Below are 18,467 nucleotides of genomic sequence, written 5' to 3'. Positions count from 1 at the left end.
ATTAATCATACTTTAAATGCAGAAATAACTCTTACTGGTTATATAGAGACAATATAATTATCTGTGCCTTACAAATTAAAATAACCAAGGAATGAATTATGTCAATTGCTTCTAATAAAGGTGCAATAGATAGGGCGGTCTTTTTCCCCGCGCTTGTTGTAACCTGTTTAATGGGTATCTATTTTCTGTTTGACCCCAAAGGTAGCGCAAAAACTCTCGGCGAAATTCACTCATTCACCACACATGAGCTAGGTTGGTTTTTCTTGATCGCTACCTTTTCGGTTGTGGTGTTTTGCATATACATGGCGATGTCCCGCTTCGGCAGCATTGTGCTGGGTGAACGGGGAGCGAAACCTGATTTCAAGACCTTTACCTGGTTAGGAATGATATTTACCTCTGGTACGGGTGGCAGTGTTCTCTATCTGGGGGCAGTAGAGTGGATCTGGATTATGCAGGCTCCTCCGTTTGGCATTGAAGCCGGTTCTGCTGATGCTGCCCGCTGGGCGTCCGCCTATGGTATGTTCCACTGGGGGCCTTCCGCCTGGGCGTGGTATATCGCTTCTGCTATTCCTATCGCTTACTTCTTCTATGTACGCAAACAAAAAACAATGAAAATCAGTGAGTTTGCCCGCCCGGTACTGGGAAACGGCTCTGACGGAGCTCCCGGACATATTCTGAACTTTTTATATATGTTCGGTCTGGTTGGCGGTGTAATGACGTCACTGGCATTGGGTACACCACTTATATCCGGCGCATTGGTCTATTTCCTAGGAATGGAGCAAAGCAATGCGTTTCTCGATACCTTTGTTATCTTCCTTTGGACTTTTATCCCGTTAGTGGCGCTTATTTTTGGCCTTAAGCGAGGGGTAGCGGTACTAAGTGAATGGAACGTACGTATGGATCTTGTGATGCTTGCGCTAATCGTTATTTTGGGTCCAACCTCCTTTATTCTTAACCAGTCAGTGGATGGTTTAGGCCTAATGTTGCAGAACTTTGTTTACATGAGTTTTGTCACCGACGTGATTCGTGATACCGGCTTCCCGCAAGGCTGGACAGTGTTCTATTTTGCATGGTGGGTGGTCTATTCAATGCCGTTTGGTATGTTTATTGCCAAGATTTCCCGTGGCCGTACCATACGTGAACTGGTGATGGGTGGACTAATATGCGGTTCATTGGGGTGCATCATGTTCTATATGGTACTGCCCGGTTTCGGTATTCACCTGCAAACCAATGGAATAGCCGATCTAATGACGGTAATGAATGAGTCCGGACGTGGTCAGGTAGTGATTGAAATGCTGTCACACCTGCCGGTTGCATGGCTGTTTGTGCCTGCATTTGGTCTTATTACTTTGATTTCCTACATTACCGGTCACTGTGCGGTTGGATACTCACTGGCAGCGGCAACTCAACAAGAACTGGGGCAGGACGAAGATCCGGCGAAATGGAATGTAGCTTTCTGGTTAATTCTGGCTGGTGTCGTCTCTCTGGGCCTGTATTTTATCAATCCGGACTCTCTGAAACCCTTACAGACGGTCTCTATACTAACCGGTTTGCCGCTGGTATTTGTGGTCGGTATTCTTGTCAGATCCTTTATTAAACAGTTAAAACTGGACTGCCCTGAAGGCCTTCCTCAAGCAGAAAAAAATGGTCGTATTTATATTGAAATCGCTCACGATAACGAGCCTAAACCACAAGAAGTTCCTGAGCCGGGTTTAGTGACTCAAAACTAATTGAAGTTGTAAGCTTTCACTCCCATGCCTTTTGGCATGGGAATTTCTATCTCAAGCGTTCGCTCCAATGCTGTGCGTTGGAGTGTATACCTGAGCTTAAATTTACTATCGGACGTTGGCTAATTCTGTTTTTCTACCCCGCCTTCTTGTTTCGCCCCTGCCCGGGCGAGTAACTTTTGCCTGCGGCTGCAAAAGTCACCAAAAGAGCCGCTGGTTTTGTCTGTTGTTTTAGGCTTATTCATTACCGTTTTGTAACTCGCCTTTCTGGGGAAAGGCTCAGACAGTACAAAACTGGTTGAGTTTACAAACACTCACCTTATAACAGTCGTGAACGGGGACAAACAAAACCTACATAGTCAGATAATTTTGATTATGAAAAATAGCCTGATACCGTGAGAGGTAATCCAGTCGAAAGAGGCACTATGAAAATGAAACGAATAATAGTAACTATCGTATTTCTGCTTTGCACCTTGTCACTGTTATCATTTTTCAGTGTTGATGCGTGTATGGACGCTGGTGGCAGTTCAAGTGATTGGGGAATGACTTGTAGCGGGGCTGATGCTGACTTTGTTCCTCAATATAAGCGTTCGGCTCCGGTATTTTGGCTGGCGGTGCTATTTATTTCTGGTTTAGCTAGTTATGCAGTAAATAAACTACTAAGCAATTTCCGGTAACGATGAAGTGTGTGTCCCGAATAGCTCGAATAGCTTCGAATAACGTTAATAACGTTTCTGTCGATGAACAGCTGGATTACAGGTTTTCGGCCAGTTTTTTTACTCTCTCTAAGTTAGAAGGAGAAAGGCTTCTCTTTGTTGTGTTAAACAAGGTTTTCGCCTCTTCATGACCATCATTAGCTGCTGCTAAAACCCATGCATTACCTGAGATGAGATCTTTTTTACCACCTCGTCCGGTCATCAAAAAAACACCAAGTGCATATTTAGATTCCAGATGACCTTTTTGCGCTGCCATTCTGTAGTATTTGCGGCTTGCTTCCAAATCTTTGCTAATACCACGTTCGTTGGCTAAGGCTTCTGCTTTTTGATATAAGGCCGCGCTATGGCCTTGATTTGCTGCTTTATCAAACCACTCATAAGCTGATTTTGCGTTACGTTCAACACCCCGGCCAGAGGCATAGGCAACACCCATCATGAACTGAGCATCGATCTGGTTCTGTTGTGCAGCCTTTAAAAACCAGTCAGTTGCTGTTGCATAATTTTGTGTCACGCCAAAACCGTTAGTGTAGTCCAGGCCTAATCGGTATTGCGCCTGAGCATCACCTTGTTTCGCCATTTCCATATTGTGTGAAACACTTTTGGGTAAGGTAGTGCATCCACTTAGCATTAGTAAGATGATGATTAAAATACTGGCAGGATTTCGGTACAGAGAAATCATGGTTATGCGTCCTGGACTGAAATTAACCGTACACAGCAGTTAATAAACAGACTGTGTACGGTTTGGTTAGTGGAGGTTGCTATTCGATACCTAATAACTCTTGGGTCGCGACAATCACTTCATCGGTGATTTCCTTATTAGCTGTTGAAGCGAGAGTATCGGCTTCAATCTGAGCTGAGTTATCAAGTTCTTCCTGTGTGGTGATCTGTTCTTGCTCGGCGGCGGCCAGTTCAATTTCTAACGCATCAACTTCAGATTCAACCTGTGCCAGTTCCTGAGCAGCTGCGTCAGCTTCGGCTTGTGCGGTATCTGCGGTAACCTGAGCAGCCGCTAATTCATCAGCCGCAGTGTCAGCCGTTGTGGCTGCCGTGTCAGCGTCAGTTTGGGCAGTGTCAGCAGTGGCCTGCGCAGTATCCGCATCAGCTTGAGCGGTATCAGCACTGGTTTGTGCAGCGTCTGCATCATCCTGAGCAGCATCTGCATCGGTTTGAGCTTGAGCGGCAGCATCAGCGAGATCGGTATTTGTTGGATCAGCGTCAGCAGCAGCCTGAGCAGCATCTGCATCAGCTTGAGCTGTGTCAGCAGCAGCCTGAGCAGCATCTGCATCATCTTGAGCGGTGTCAGCAGCAACCTGAGCAGCGTCTGCATCATCTTGAGCAGTGTCTGCAGTAGCCTGTGTTGCATCTGCCTCAGCTTGTGCTGCATCGGCTGCTTCCTGTGCATCGTCCAGAGCTTCCGAAGCCTCGAGAGCATCTGCATTCAATTGCTCGCTAATTGCTGTTAATGTTGCAATATCATAACTGGCAATCTCGTCCTCTAGCCCTTGAATAGTCTCGGAAAGCTCATTTAATTTATCAGTTAATACGCTTGAAGCCAGAACTGCGTCCCGGTATTGTGCCAGAGTCCCGACAACAGATTTAGCAGATGCATGAGCTAGCCCGTTTTCTGATGCGTGTGCTGCATTCAAACGTCCTAAAGCACTTGCTAAAGAACCTTTGTTGTTACCTAATCCATTGACGTTGCCATTACCGTTGCTGCTATTTTGGCTGTTACCGTAACCTTTACCCTTACCGTTGGCACTGGCACTAGCACCAGAACTGGCGTTTTGGCTACTATTTCCATTACTCTTTTCACTACTGTTTCCGCGCCCATTACCATTGTTACTGTTATCATTTTTTGCAAATGTACTGTTGTATTTGAATGTAGCGTCGTCAAAATCGAGCGTAACCGGGGCTAAAGCCAACAGGCCAACGAAGGCCGAACCAAGTAAAGTCTTTTTAACTAACAGTGAAAGTTTCATTGCATATCTCCCAAAACACCGAACCGTTTTACTCACATAAATCGTTATTGAGTATTTTGTTAGTATAGCTCGGGAATTTATCAACCAATGATGTTTGCAAAAGAAATGCTAGGCTATGCCAGAAATTAGAATCCCGGTGGAGAAAACCAAAAACAAAAAGGCGAACCAATGGTTCGCCTTTAATCATTCAATAAACATCAATAAAACTGATGATCATAGATAACTAAGATGGAAACTCGCTAGCTTTCTAAATCAACCATCTGGAATACTCCTCAAAAATAACCAAGTTGGAAACTCCATCACTTCATGGCTAATGAAGGCAGCAGGTTTGGTTAACTAAGTTGAAAACTCTCTTTTCAATAGAACTCTCTCAATTAGAGTGATTGTTCAGTTCGTAAAACCCGAACCGCACTTTACGAACCGCGAGTTTGTAATGAATCAGCCGCTTGTTTGTGTAAACAACTCAATATGCTCAGGGCTTACTTACTTCAAGCTTTATCATCTTTGTTCTGTATAAATCCAGGTACTAGGGCTCGAATAGAGTCAACATGCTCTAGCTCGTGTCTATTCATCAACTGCAAGTTAAAGGCATGCGGCGGCAAAGAAGCATTAGGCGTGCCGTCTACGTGGAGGTCATTGAGCACGTAACCAGCTAACGCTTCGTTGGTTGTAATGTTTCGCACGTATTGACCCTCCATACCAAGATCAATAGCTAGGTCATTTCTATTTTCATGCTTAGAGTGCGGTGCAACACTTAGGACAACGTCACGGTTCCAAAGAGTATCGTCCTCTATAGTCTTGTCGTATGAGCAGTCAGTTTGTTGAGCCTTAAGAATTCGACTGATTCTAAAGCACAGGAATTTACGTCTTTTACTGTCCCAAGCACGGATGTGCCAAGCTCCAAGTCCTTTGAATAGAGAATGAGGCGTCAGAGTTCTAGTCTCGGTGCTAGTTGAGGAACTATACAGGACAGAAATACAGTGCTTATTCAGAATTGACCTTGTGACTTGAGAGACGATATCAATAGATAGTGAATCCAACACCGTCGCAAAGCTGCTTACACCATAAGTTGTTACTGGAATGGAGTTAAGCTCCTGACCCCATGCTATTAACCTCAGAGCTGCTTCTGGGTCATGCTCAAAAGCTGGGCTAAACGATGCTGACCTCATGTATGCTCGCAAGCTTTCGTTGAAAACCGTGTTGTCGGGAAAACGTTCTTTGTAAGCATTAAAAGAGCGGCTTGCTGTAGCAACGGCAATATCACCGTGCTGAATAAGGTCGGAGCGATTAACTTTCCCAAAGAAGCAGAGATAGAAATCGATAAGCCTTAGGCGTTTGGTTTGCGGAGATTCGACACAACGCACAATGATTACCCTTATCAAAATGAACTGTACTAATTTACTCTAACGAATCATTTGATTCCAGTGTAATATGACACTAGTTGACTTTAGCAATGCTGCTTGACGTGTTACTTATGGTATAAATTTCTGGCTGTTGAGGACTACAATGAACGTCAATGATTACTTATCCAAGATCGAAGAAGGCTTGCCGATAAACTTGAAGGGGTTTATTGAGAAGCTTGGTTTGAAAGACCCTGAACAGTGGATGTCCATCTATGAAGCAAAGCGTGTAAGCAAAGGACATGTGCTAGAGGTGTTAGATGAGGAGCGTCACACCTCATTCTATACAAAGGATATTTCAAGTCGAACCGATGGCGCTAAGCAAGGCAAATCACACGCTATTAATACAAGTTTTTCTCATATCCTCTTACTTAACACGACTAGTTTTCCGAATACTCCATATGTGATTGTTTCATCAGAAGGTGGGGTGATTAGTTCCTTACCCAAGCTGAACGCTCAAGCTGTGGTCATTGAGAACATAGAGAATTTTTATCGGTACATGTCTTTTATGGAAAGCATAGGACGTGAAGAGTTGATTGAGCACACTGACTTTTTGTTTGGTGCAGGGACACAAATCAATAACAGCCTAAATTTAAAGTTTCTTACGAACTACAAACGGATCTACGTAGCGGGAGACTTAGATCTAGGTGGTCTGAAGATTTTTAGAACACTAGCAATGAACGTGTCAGATTGCCATTGGCTTTCGCCAGTTGATTGGGGCAAGTTTGAAGCGTTTTTCAATTTGAAGCCCAAGTCTGTTTCTGAGTGGCGACAAGCGATTTCTATTGCCAGTGAGTTAAACCTCGAACAAGAAAAACAATTGTTACATACACATAGAGCATTTTTGGAACAAGAAGCCCTACTACCATAAGGATAAGATGATGGAAGATTTTCGCATAAGTATTTCAAGATTGATTGTTGTCGACTCTGTGGGGGTGGCTATCGCAGAAATCGATCTTAGAAATGGTGGGATCATAATTGCGAAGGGGAATGTTGGTAAAACATCAATACTTAATGCGATTCGGTTGTTTCTACTGCCAGAGACAAACTTCAAGAAGAGCTTTCAAAAGTTTGGGTTCATGAATAACAAAGGTGAACCTTATACGGATGATGAGAGTTATGAGCATTATTTCCCAAGTAGATCGAGTTTCTTGATTTTAGAATGTGAGAATTTTCTTGGCGGCCCAGTTCCACACTGTCAGGTTCTGTATAGAGGTGAGTCTAAGTCTTACAAAAGGATGTTTACATCTCTTCCTTACCAGAACATAAAAGATCTATTTTGGGATTCAAGTGTTGGAGAAGATGGTATAGGAGGCGCAGTACAAAACCTATCGATCGACTATGTAAAGAAAGCATTAAAAGAAAGAGATCCTAAGCACTTTAAGACTATTGAGCGTCCTCAAGCAATCAAAGAAGCGCTGTATGCAAATGATTTACTTGATGTAAATGCTATGCGTTATTGCTTATTTCCATTGAGCAAGTTAGATGATGCCAGTATTAACTCCTTTAAAGCGTTAGTTAAGCTCCTGTTTGATATGAAGACTGGTTCCGATGCTGTTAGGCTGGCTATTGCCAACATCATTGAGTCTACTAAGAAAGAGCGTAAAGATGAATTAAGCCTTGATATCAATGAGTTTTTGAATAGAAACCAGATGCTTGGCGATAAGGAACTTCATCTACAGAAAGTAAAAAATCTAAAACCAAAATTTGAAGAACTTTCTATCTCGTACGCCACTTTAACAGACAACCAAAGTGCAGAAACTAAGTTGCTGCAATTTGATCGTGTGCTTAGAGGGGAGTTGGACTCTAAAGCTAAAGAACACAAGTTGCTTGAAGACCAGATACATCTGGCGCTTGAGCGGAACAAGAATAACCAAAAGTTTCGCGATGACGCACAACGACACCTCAATGAGTTGAAGGGAGCCCTTAAACAGGAAAGTGCGAAATTGGAGAAACTACAACCTCAGCTAGATACAGCGAAAAGGATCATCGATGATTACTTTGGAAAGCCTATTTCTGAAATTGAAGAGATCCTTGCTGAAGAGCTTGATGAAGAGGTATCCAATCTCGACAACTTAAAAGATGCATCTAAAAGGAAGGTGCGCATTGATCAATTGAAGACGTTGATAGCAGATGAAAATAGGCACATCAGAATACTTAATCGAAGCTTAGAGTTAAAAGAATTTTTCTTATCAAAGCAGTTAGAGATCGGCGACTATCAAATACTATCTTCGATAAATAGTATTATTTCCAAAGCTAACCCTGGTCGTAGGTTAACAGAAACAGAGTTAGATCGTTTTAAAGGATTTTTAGCTCTTTTTGAAAGAGATAATCAGCAATATCGTTTCTTTGATAGGACTCTAAATATTGCCAGTTTGATTGAAGAACATTCAACAGAAGAAGAGCTTGAGCAGAGAATTAAGAACTTAGCTGCTTTTGAGGATGAGTTGCATGAGTTAGAGAAAATTGGCAACCAAAGCGATATCCTTACTCAAACTGAAATAGCTAGGTTACAGCGTAAACTAGAACGATATGACAGTGAACTTACCAAAGTTAAGAGCTATGAGTTCAACCTCCAAACTGCTAACTATGCCAATGAGGAAGTACGATCTTTAACCCAACAAGTTGAAGAAGCTGAAAACTCATTATCTAAAGCCCAAAATAGTCTAGACATATCTCAAAGGGATCTAGCTGAATCAAAGGAGAGTTTAAGTAGCTTCAACTCAAATTTAGAAAAACTTAAAGGCTTGAGCCAGAGAGTGAGTAATAGCCTAGCTCGACATCAACTTGTAGATTTTCCACTGGAGAAGCTAAGTGTTGAAAGCGTTGAAGTGTCGGAACAGTTTTTTGAAAGTCTGGAAAATGCACTATTAGCAAAAGTGCAGGCGCGTAGTGGCGTTACATCCAATATACATTTTTTGGTTAAAGAAGGTGTCATCGACAATGATGACGACTTGTTTACCGCGAATCTTTCTGATGAACAAATTCGTCATACATATAAGCAGATTGAGTCAAAATTTGTACATGTGGATGAAGAGATAGCTAATCTGAAAAGGCAGTTTGTTGCCCTTAAGAGTGAGATTCATGGAATCATTACTGAACTTGAGAAAAACCGACAGCTAATTGATAGCTTTGAAGGGTTTATTAACACTGAGTTTAAGAAAGCGACCATAAATGATTTATCGGAAGTAAAAGCTAAAATCGGTGTTAATAGTCGATTCGAAGCACTATTGGCAGAGGTAGCACACATTGACTTATATGCCGATAGCCGACTTTCAACTGAGTTTGTGGATCGACTCAAGACCTTTAGTAAAGAGTTTTTTGATGAAGGCACGGCATCAACTTTAACTATGGAAAAGATACTCACGGGAATCAACTACCATGTTAAAAAACAGGGCGCGAAGAGTCTTGAAACAAAATCTCAGTCCACTTCGACAGTGATGCTAATAAACATCAAACTAGTTGAAGTGTTACTAAAATCTGTCCAGCAATCGAGCTGTAAAGTATTCTTCCCATTAATTATAGATGAGGGAGCTTCTGTAGATCTCTCGCAATTTCAGTGGCTTTTGCCACAACTCAATGAGTCGGGTTTTAGAGTACTAAGTGCATCTACACATTCAGTATCTAGTGAGTTGATATTACTCTTTGGCTACTACTTCAAAATTGACTCGATGAAAACAAGTCTTCCTTATCATCCTGAGCGTCAGATTGCCTTTACTAGTGAACCTGAGTACATCATTAAACCAAGCGTAGCGAAGGAAGATCAGATGTGTATTTTTGGAGAGACTGATGAATAGCCAAGTTCTAGATACACTTCCGACATTTAAGTTAATGATGGAGTATAAAGCCATCATGCTTGAGTCGATAAGGTCAATGGATACATATGGTGAATCGTATGTACGCGAATACGATTTTAATGCAGCTGTATTTAAGTGTCTCAAAACGCTGGAAGGAGATACAACTCAGCAAAATGCTGTCAGAGTAGCTTTTTCAAAGGATAATCTGATTAATTCACATATTTTGTCTGATTTTGATCATTTCGAAGGTGCTGGGAGGCTGTTTTTCGATAAAGCAGTACTGGACATTTTTAGACTGTTTGATAGAAGCTTAATCCAAGAACTTACCCATATAGAGTTAAACACAAGGCTTGTTGCATTAAGGGAGCTAACTGATAGGTTTGACAGTGGTAGCCTTGATTTTAGCCCCCAAGACTTGGACTACAAGGAGGCATTGGGAGCTTTGTTTCGAGCTCTTGCTGCTCTGCAAAGTCTAATTCGTAGAAACCTTACTCGCATGGAAGATGTGAATAGGGACTTGAGCGAACAGAGTGAGAAAGCCCTGAAGGCTACCAACCCTAATGTCGTACAAGCATTACAAAAAGACAATATTGAACATATATCAAACCTTTTGGTGAGACATATCCTACCCACTAGAGCTTTTCTGGATGAGAAAGTGGTGCTTAGAGATGGGGCAAATTTATTGGCATGTCTGGAAAAGCTTAAAAGGTTGTTTGAAGTGCATAGTTTAGATAGTGAAGCTTCGACCATGCTCCGATATGCAATTTCATTTAATGCTTATCATAAAAACATAAGTCGTATATCTACATCTATTGATCAGTTCTTAGCTCGCTCAAGGAAAAGGCTCACCCAGTTTAATGCAATCGAAAATGCATTTTCTGAGTTAGTGGAATATTTAAAAGAAACACAACAGGACTTAAGGCGTAAAAGAATCAGTTCAGATTTTGCTCAAACATCAGGTTTGTTTTGTGGTTTGATGAACCAGCCTCGTCCCAAAGACCTCCGACTGAGTGATTCACAGTCGTACTTTAATAATATAACCACGGACATCACCACGAAGCTTGAAGATTACAAACTTGTTAATCAGCTTGATTTATCTCTTTTACAGAGCTCTAAAGATAATAGTTTAGACACGCGCTTGGAAAGGGTGAAACAGGTTAAGCAACTAATGTATTCGATGAGATTCGAGCATTGTGATGATTTAATAAAAGTAGTGAGCGATAGGCTAGAGGGCTTGTTGGACGATTACCAAATACTTGACCTTCTTGAAGCCCTAATGACTCTAAATTCAGTAGGCCAGTTAAACCTTCACAACCATCTTCCAAGAGTTACTAATATTTTTCATGAGATAACGGTAGGTGGGTATGTGTTTAAGTACAGAAAAATAAAATTGGAGGTACGAGAGACTTATGCATACGACTAATAACCTAATATCTAACACTTTCGACTATGCTGACCTCGAACTCAGTCAGCAAGTCTACTCCCAGTTCTCGTCTGGCAAAGTGATCACTAAGCGCATTTATGAAACATATACTCAGCAGTTTATTGAGAACCCTTTGTATACAGAGCTATATAAGCATTTGGATAGTCATTATAGCCTCCTTTACAAGCACATTGGGTTTGAGCTGGTTTTTAACTCTGGAGGCGAATTTTTTCACATTCGTAAAGATGATAGTTCAGAAGATGCGGACGAAAATGCTACTAAGGTACAAGCATTGCTTTTAGTGATAGCTAGGTTTTGGACTGATAAAAGTTTCGATCTAGATGATTTAGCCAATGAACATTTTGGCCTTAAAGCTAAACATATAGATGAGATCAAACGAAATGAGCAGTATGACCGTATTCGAGGGGCACTAATGCCAAAAGATGACTGGGATGCATGCGTGCGCTTTCTCTTGAATCGTAACTTTATGTACCGATGCGGTGATGGGCATTATGTAGTGAGTTCTGCGGGTATGTTTTTTATTCAACACCATGTAAAAAAATACGAATCTTCTATAAGTAGCCCAGAAAAACCTTAGTAAATAGATCCTATAAGAAAACGCATAACCTAATCGAGATAAGTATTGTTGGTAAAGGACTTCCTATGGAAAAACGAAAGATCAAGAGTATCGAGGAGCTTGAGCAATATTACGAAGAAGGCGGAAATCCTTGGTTTGACGCAGAGTTTTCCCCTCTGTCAAAAAGAATTATTAGTTTCTTAGGTGCAAAGGGTATGCACATGAACAAATGGTGGGTCAGAACACCGATGGATTGGAAGTGTCCTTCATGCTCACGAAACAAAAGCCAAATAGCGAAACTAGACCATCGAGGTTTTGCTTCATGCCATTTACATGAACACCATGACCATATGAAAGATGTGGTTAGAAGAAAGTTTGAAGAGATTTCCTCTGCACGAGACAAGGTTGTTGCAACTACACTCGCTGAAAGGTTCGCTGTTCGAACTTCCTATGCAGCGGCGTTTTTCAAGATAGTTGTCACTATTTGCTTAGTTTTCAAGCAACTTCTTTTTCTGGGTTCAGATGAACTTCTCCGATCGGTTCACAGTTCCTGATATTCCGTGACCAGCGTTCTGGCTTTTGCCTTCGGTGTTCCATCAACACTCTTTCACGATGCTTCAAGATTTCCATATCTTTACCGTTGTGACGCTCCGATGGGGTCACATAGTTTAATCGGCTGTGCTTATGTTCCGTGTTGTACCAGTTAGCGAAGGTCTCTACCCACACACGGCTTGCTTCAAGACTATTAAAACCGCCAGACGGCCAGCTTGGCACATACTTAAGCGTACGGAACAGCGATTCCACATAAGGATTATCATCACTGACTCTTGGACGGCTATAAGAAGGTGTGATCCCCAGCTCTTCCATTTTCGCTTTTAACGTAAACGACTTCATCGGTCCACCGTTATCTGAGTGCAGAACCAGAGGCTGGTTGAAGCACTGTTCACGCATCAGCGTACGTTGTAATAACTGCGAAGCCAGCTCTCCGCATTCACGTTCATGCACCTCGTAACCTACGATTTTTCTGCTGTAGATGTCTTCTATCACATACAGATAATAATATTGCCCGCGGACACCTGACGGGAGATAGGTAATATCCCAAGTAAAAACCTGATTAGGAGCTGTTGCGGTGTAGCTCGTTGGCCTAGATGCCTTTTGTCGACTACGCTGGCGTCCTCTGCGGTTAAGTTGTCCTGCTGCTTTCAGTACGCGATAGAAGCTCGACTCTGAAGCTATATAGTCACCTTTGTCCAGTAACGTTGGTACAATCTGAGTCGGTGGCAGACTTGCGTACTCTGCGTTGTTGCTCACATCGATGATGGCTTGTCGTTCTAGCTCTGTGAGCTTGTTAACTGGCACTGGTCGCGGAGCTATCGGCCGTTGATCTTCCTGAACCTCTCCATCTTGATACCAGCGGCGGTAAGTTCGGAGATCTATCTCAACTTCGTGACATGCGTTTTCCAACCTACAGCCGCTTTGGCGAGCCTCGTGTATAAGTGTGATCAGGCTTTGCCTTTCATAGGTCGAGGTTAATCGTCCTCTGGTTCTTCCCCGTAAAAGGCTCTCAGCTTTTTTCTCAGCACCAGCAAGGCGGCAGTTTCAGCTAAGGCTTTTTCTTTATGGCGGAGTTCTTTCTTTAACTCTTTGATTTCTCTTTTATCTTCTTTGGCTTGTTTCTTCGCTTGGGCTTCTCGTTCCTTACTGGACATGAAGCCTTGCATACACTCACCGCGCCACTCTTTAATCTGCTCGGGATAAAGTCCTTTCTCACGACAGTACTGGCTTAGTTCGTTCTCTGTCATGGAATAAGTTTCTGCCACAACGGCCAATTTAGTTTGAGCTGACCACTGCTCGGAAGAAGTATTACTGTTTGGCACAACGGTTCCTGATTCTCTGAGTTGTTTTCGCCAATTGTACAGGGTTGCTTCATGAATTCCTTCTTCGAGCGCCACTTCTGCCACTGACCGGGAGTACGGAGGTAACAACTTCTTCAGTACTGCTTCTCTTCTTTCTTGGGAATAACGAGCCATTCTTTACTCTGTTACCGCCCCTAACTGGTTAAATTTTAACAGTGACAACTATCCTGCCAGAGGGGGAGGCTTTGCCTTTCATAGGTCGAGGTTAATCGTCCTCTGGTTCTTCCCCGTAAAAGGCTCTCAGCTTTTTTCTCAGCACCAGCAAGGCGGCAGTTTCAGCTAAGGCTTTTTCTTTATGGCGGAGTTCTTTCTTTAACTCTTTGATTTCTCTTTTATCTTCTTTGGCTTGTTTCTTCGCTTGGGCTTCTCGTTCCTTACTGGACATGAAGCCTTGCATACACTCACCGCGCCACTCTTTAATCTGCTCGGGATAAAGTCCTTTCTCACGACAGTACTGGCTTAGTTCGTTCTCTGTCATGGAATAAGTTTCTGCCACAACGGCCAATTTAGTTTGAGCTGACCACTGCTCGGAAGAAGTATTACTGTTTGGCACAACGGTTCCTGATTCTCTGAGTTGTTTTCGCCAATTGTACAGGGTTGCTTCATGAATTCCTTCTTCGAGCGCCACTTCTGCCACTGACCGGGAGTACGGAGGTAACAACTTCTTCAGTACTGCTTCTCTTCTTTCTTGGGAATAACGAGCCATTCTTTACTCTGTTACCGCCCCTAACTGGTTAAATTTTAACAGTGACAACTATCCTGCCAGAGGGGGCCCTTGGTCGCTATGGACGATTGGCTTAGCGTCATTGGCTAAGGCCGCAACAGCCTCTGTCAGCATGTCAGTGACCAGAGGTAAACGCGCATTTTTCGCAACTTTATAAGCCACGACTTCCTGCGTAAACAGATCAACGATTGGTGATAGGTACACCTTTTGCTGCTGAACTTTAAACTCAGTGACATCTGTTACCCATTTTTCATCCGGCTTCGTTGCATTGAAGTCCCGTTTAAGTACATTTGGTGCGGTTGTTCCTGCCTCTCCTTTGTAAGAGCTGTAACGCTTGGGTCTGACCGTTGATTTCAAGCCAAGTACCCCCATTAGACGCTGAACTGTCTTATGGTTAAGCATGACGTCCTGTTTCCTTAACTCCAAGTGAATGCGACGATAGCCATATCTTCCTTTATGGTCATGGTATATTTTCTCAATCAACAGCTTCTCATCTCGATAGCTATCGGCGGTGTTGTTCGACTGCGCATGATAATAGAAGCTACTTCTCGCTAACTGAAGGGCGTGCAAGAGATGTTGTTGTAGGTATTGATTTTTAAGAGCTAGAACTACTTTCGTTTTTTCTTTGTTCGACGATGCTTCTCTTGTTCCAGCTCCTCTAACTTTTTTAGGACAGCATTCTCTGCTCGCAAGTACGCTAACTCCTCTTTGAGCTCTTCCAGTGTTTTCTCATCATCGTGCTTGTCTTGAATAAAAGGGTTCTTGCTCATTGCGGGTCGTCCTCTGCTACGTTCAAGCCCCTGGAAGCCATCTCTTTCGTACTGTTTGAGCCAAACAGCGAGTGTGCCAGAGGAAGAAAAGTTTAAAACCGCACTAGTGTGACTGATAGACCAACCATTCGTCCACATATGCTTCAAAGCTTGCAGTTTAGTATGTGCATTCCTTGCAAAACCATGAGGGGTAAATGCCTGAAAACCATGAATATCGAATACTTGTGCCCAGTAATGTATTTGACGTGGCGGTATGGAATGAAGGCGAGAAAGTTCCTGGCATGAACTTTCGCCTTGTAGATATTGTTTAGCAATTGAGCATTTCAATGCTCGGCTGTATTTGGACATAAAAAGACCCCCAATAATTGGTGTCCAACTATTGGGGGTCAGTTCAATGGTTCGCCTTTTGTTATTCAAGTTAGTTTCCAACTTAGTTATCGGTTTCCAACTCGGTTATCACAGTTTCCAACTTGGTTATCTGTGATCATCAATAAAACTGACGTTTACTCCTCTTCATACTCGGAAATAGACGGGCACGAGCAGATTAGGTTTCTGTCACCGTATACGTTATCGACACGGTTTACAGTCGGCCAGTACTTAGAGGCTTTCGACTGTTTTGACGGGAAGCAAGCCAGCTCGCGTGAGTATGGACGTTCCCAGTCGTCAGATGAAAGATCAACCTGAGTATGCGGTGCATTGACCAGTGGGTTGTTCTCCAGCGGCCATTCGCCTGCCAGTACTTTCTTGCTCTCGTTACGGATAGCAATCATAGCGTCACAGAAACGGTCCAGCTCTTCCAGATCTTCAGATTCCGTTGGCTCAACCATTAGCGTGCCCGCAACCGGGAATGACATAGTTGGCGCGTGGAAACCGTAGTCCATCAGACGCTTAGCGATATCTTCTTCGCTGATGCCTGTCTCTTCTTTAATCGGACGAATGTCGATAATACACTCGTGTGCTACGCGGCCGTTGGTGCCACGGTAAAGCACAGGGTAGTGAGGAAGCAGACGCTCCATTACGTAGTTAGCGTTCAGGATGGCAACCTTAGTGGCTTCCTTAAGGCCTGACTCGCCCATCATGGCAATGTAAGCCCATGAGATTGGCAGGATAGAAGCACTACCAAGGTCAGCTGCTGATACTGCAAACTCTTTGCCTACTACGCCGTTTTCGATGTGACCCGGCAGGAATGGGGCAAGGTGAGATTTAACACCGATAGGACCCATACCCGGACCGCCGCCACCGTGCGGGATACAGAAGGTTTTGTGCAGGTTAAGGTGCGAAACGTCAGAGCCTATAAAGCCCGGAGAAGTCAGCGCAACCTGTGCGTTCATGTTAGCACCGTCAAGGTATACCTGACCGCCTGCCTCGTGAACCATATCGCACACCTGCTGTACCTGCTCTTCATACACACCGTGTGTAGAAGGGTAGGTGATCATAATGCTGGATAGGTTTTCTTTGTGCTTCTCAATCTTGGCGCCCAGATCATCGATGTCAATGTTACCGGCGTCATCACACTTAACCACTACCACTTTCATGGAAACCATAGAAGCGGTTGCCGGGTTAGTACCGTGTGCAGAGCTTGGGATCAGACAAACATTACGGTGACCTTCACCACGGCTCTCGTGGTAGCGCTGAATAGCGATAAGGCCAGCGTACTCGCCTGATGCACCAGAGTTAGGCTGAAGTGACATTTCATCGTAGCCGGTGATTTCACACAGCATCTTCTTCAGGGAATCTGCCAGTGCGGTATAGCCTGCTGCCTGCTCCAGCGGTGCAAACGGGTGAATAGAACCAAACTCAGGCCATGTGACCGGAATCATCTCCGCAGCGGCGTTCAGTTTCATGGTACAGCTGCCCAGCGGGATCATACCGTGAGTCAGTGAGAAGTCTTTGTTCTCAAGCTGCTTCAGGTAACGCATCATCTGTGTTTCACTGTGGTGTGTGTTGAACACAGGGTGAGTCAGGTAGCTGCTGGTACGGCGGCATGACTCAGGAATTGCAGCAAACTCGTTGTCAGCGATTTGAGCTGAAAGCTCGTTAACGTCTGCTTTCACACCAAATACTTTAAATAGCTGCTCTATATCGTCAGTGGTGGTGGTTTCGTCAAAGCTGATACCAATCTTGTCACTGAACTTACGCAAGTTAATGTCGGCTTGCTCGGCTTTTGCCAACAGGTCAGCGGTTTTCGCGCCAGACTCTACCGTGATGGTGTCGAAGTAACTGTTGTGTGCCAGCTCGTAGCCTGCTTTTGTCAGGCCGGCAGCCAGAATTGCTGTCATGTGATGTGTGCGGCGGGCAATAGTACGCAGGCCTTCTGCACCGTGGAATACGGCAAAGAACGCAGCCATGTTAGCCAGTAGCGCCTGTGCAGTACAGATGTTTGAAGTGGCTTTCTCGCGGCGGATATGCTGCTCACGGGTCTGCATCGCCATACGCAGTGCCTGATTGCCTTTAGAATCGATAGAAACACCGATGACGCGGCCCGGCATAGTACGCTTGTGTTTGTTGCTGGTGGCCATAAAGGCAGCGTGCGGACCACCGTAGCCCATTGGTACGCCGAAGCGCTGTGCGCTACCGATAACCACGTCTGCGCCCATTTCGCCCGCTGGTTTCAGCAGGGTAGAGGCCAGTAGATCCGTTGCAACGGTAACCAGTGTTTTGTTGGCTTGTGCTGCGGCAATGATGTCGGTCAGGTCAGTCACTTCACCTGTGGTAGAAGGGTACTGAAGCAGGGCACCGAATACATCCTGCTCAGGCAGGGAAGCGACGGAACCAACCATAACTTCAAAACCGATAAAGGCAGCACGTGTTTTAACAACTTCAAGGGTTTGCGGGTGAACATCGTCAGCCACAAAGAATACTTTACTCTTGCTCTTTCCAGCGCGCTTACAGAGCGTCATGGCTTCACCGGCTGCTGTTGCTTCATCAAGCAGCGAGGCGTTGGAAATCTCCATTCCGGTCAGATCCATCACCATCTGCTGGAAGTTCAGCAGTGCTTCAAGACGACCCTGAGAGATTTCAGGCTGATAAGGGGTATAAGCGGTATACCAGCCCGGGTTTTCCAGCACGTTACGCAGAATAACGTTAGGTACAAAGGTGTTGTAGTAGCCCTGACCAATAAAAGTACGTTTGATCTGGTTCAGGTCAGCAAAGGATTTAATCTTTGCCAGCATATCCATTTCACTTAGCGGGGCCTCTAAGGTAAGAGGGTTTTCCAGCCTGATGGCTTCCGGTACCGTCTGATCAATCAGCTGTTCCAGACTTTCTGCATTAATTGCTGCCAGCATTTTAGCCTGATCGGCTTTATTAGGGCCGTTATGTCTGCCGACAAATTCATTTTGTGTGCTTAGGTGGTGAAGTAGTTCTGTCATTGTCCTTTTACCTTATCTACCCAACTTGCTACCCAACTATCCCAGTAAGAGCTTTGTGTTGGTCTGA

The 18,467-nt window shown here is 44.0% G+C and carries 15 protein-coding genes and 1 pseudogene; 7 read left to right on the top strand and 9 right to left on the bottom strand.

All coding sequences use genetic code 11. The features are described from left to right. Positions 1 to 98: 98 nt before the first annotated feature. Positions 99 to 1,730 carry a BCCT family transporter gene (locus PK654_RS21600; RefSeq protein WP_271699503.1) on the top strand — a complete coding sequence of 544 codons (1,632 nt, stop codon included), beginning with the start codon at positions 99 to 101 and terminating at the stop codon, positions 1,728 to 1,730. Positions 1,731 to 1,849: 119 nt separating this feature from the next. Here the strand turns inward: PK654_RS21600 and PK654_RS21595 are convergent, their stop codons facing one another. Then, complete coding sequence (locus PK654_RS21595) at positions 1,850 to 2,041, bottom strand: hypothetical protein (RefSeq protein ID WP_271699502.1); 192 nt, start codon at positions 2,039 to 2,041, stop codon at positions 1,850 to 1,852. A gap of 117 nt (positions 2,042 to 2,158) precedes the next feature. Here PK654_RS21595 and PK654_RS21590 point away from each other — a divergent pair, with 117 nt between their 5' ends. Further along, positions 2,159 to 2,404 (top strand): hypothetical protein, encoded by a 246-nt coding sequence (locus PK654_RS21590; protein ID WP_271699501.1) that lies wholly within the window; start codon positions 2,159 to 2,161, stop codon positions 2,402 to 2,404. Between the two features lie 76 nt (positions 2,405 to 2,480). Here the strand turns inward: PK654_RS21590 and PK654_RS21585 are convergent, their stop codons facing one another. From PK654_RS21585 to PK654_RS21575, 3 genes are all read right to left on the bottom strand, one after another. Continuing rightward, positions 2,481 to 3,122, bottom strand: a complete 642-nt coding sequence (locus PK654_RS21585) for a tetratricopeptide repeat protein (RefSeq protein ID WP_271699500.1) — start codon at positions 3,120 to 3,122, stop codon at positions 2,481 to 2,483. Positions 3,123 to 3,201: 79 nt separating this feature from the next. Further along, a complete protein-coding gene (locus PK654_RS21580; RefSeq protein ID WP_271699498.1) occupies positions 3,202 to 4,422 on the bottom strand; it encodes a hypothetical protein in 1,221 nt (406 codons plus the stop codon). 488 nt (positions 4,423 to 4,910) lie between these two features. Beyond that, complete coding sequence (locus PK654_RS21575) at positions 4,911 to 5,786, bottom strand: WYL domain-containing protein (protein WP_069501902.1); 876 nt, start codon at positions 5,784 to 5,786, stop codon at positions 4,911 to 4,913. Positions 5,787 to 5,928: 142 nt separating this feature from the next. On the opposite strand from PK654_RS21575, the gene PK654_RS21570 reads away from it, so the two are divergent. From PK654_RS21570 to PK654_RS21550, 5 genes are all read left to right on the top strand, one after another. Beyond that, positions 5,929 to 6,693, top strand: a complete 765-nt coding sequence (locus PK654_RS21570; RefSeq protein WP_069501900.1) for a Wadjet anti-phage system protein JetD domain-containing protein — start codon at positions 5,929 to 5,931, stop codon at positions 6,691 to 6,693. Between the two features lie 7 nt (positions 6,694 to 6,700). Then, positions 6,701 to 9,619: a DUF1749 domain-containing protein gene (locus PK654_RS21565; RefSeq protein ID WP_271699496.1), complete on the top strand. Its 2,919-nt coding sequence runs from the start codon at positions 6,701 to 6,703 to the stop codon at positions 9,617 to 9,619. Beyond that, positions 9,612 to 11,042, top strand: coding sequence for a hypothetical protein (locus PK654_RS21560; protein ID WP_271699495.1), 1,431 nt, complete (start codon positions 9,612 to 9,614; stop codon positions 11,040 to 11,042). The genes PK654_RS21565 and PK654_RS21560 overlap by 8 nt, the downstream gene beginning before the upstream one ends. Next, entirely contained in the window at positions 11,029 to 11,640 is a 612-nt protein-coding gene (locus PK654_RS21555) for a condensin complex protein MksE (RefSeq protein ID WP_069501894.1), read from the top strand. Before PK654_RS21560 ends, PK654_RS21555 begins: the two co-directional genes overlap by 14 nt. A 65-nt stretch (positions 11,641 to 11,705) precedes the next feature. Beyond that, positions 11,706 to 12,173: a hypothetical protein gene (locus PK654_RS21550; RefSeq protein WP_271699492.1), complete on the top strand. Its 468-nt coding sequence runs from the start codon at positions 11,706 to 11,708 to the stop codon at positions 12,171 to 12,173. Here PK654_RS21550 and PK654_RS21545 read toward each other — a convergent pair. The 5 genes and pseudogenes from PK654_RS21545 to gcvP form a co-directional block, all read right to left on the bottom strand. Next, positions 12,115 to 13,649 (bottom strand): IS3 family transposase gene (locus PK654_RS21545; RefSeq protein WP_443088717.1). Its coding sequence is split into 2 segments (ribosomal slippage): positions 12,115 to 13,196 and positions 13,196 to 13,649, totalling 1,536 coding nucleotides; the frame shifts between segments, so codons are not numbered across the junction. The two genes, PK654_RS21550 and PK654_RS21545, sit on opposite strands and share 59 nt — an antisense overlap. Before the next feature lie 91 nt (positions 13,650 to 13,740). Continuing rightward, positions 13,741 to 14,241 carry a transposase gene (locus tag PK654_RS21540; protein WP_271699491.1) on the bottom strand — a complete coding sequence of 167 codons (501 nt, stop codon included), beginning with the start codon at positions 14,239 to 14,241 and terminating at the stop codon, positions 13,741 to 13,743. A 48-nt stretch (positions 14,242 to 14,289) separates the two neighbouring features. Then, positions 14,290 to 14,868 (bottom strand): annotated as a pseudogene (locus tag PK654_RS21535) (IS3 family transposase); the annotation flags it as partial. Beyond that, a complete protein-coding gene (locus tag PK654_RS21530) occupies positions 14,868 to 15,377 on the bottom strand; it encodes a transposase (protein ID WP_271699489.1) in 510 nt (169 codons plus the stop codon). The gene PK654_RS21530 and the pseudogene PK654_RS21535, both read right to left, overlap by 1 nt. Positions 15,378 to 15,532: 155 nt before the next feature. Then, positions 15,533 to 18,400, bottom strand: a complete 2,868-nt coding sequence (gene gcvP / locus PK654_RS21525; protein WP_271699488.1) for an aminomethyl-transferring glycine dehydrogenase — start codon at positions 18,398 to 18,400, stop codon at positions 15,533 to 15,535. Between the last annotated feature and the right edge of the window lie 67 nt (positions 18,401 to 18,467).

Source organism: Vibrio sp. SCSIO 43137 (assembly GCF_028201475.1).
GTDB lineage: Bacteria > Pseudomonadota > Gammaproteobacteria > Enterobacterales > Vibrionaceae > Vibrio.
Note: the sequence above shows the minus strand (reverse complement) of the source record. Positions and strands in the feature narration are given on the sequence as shown.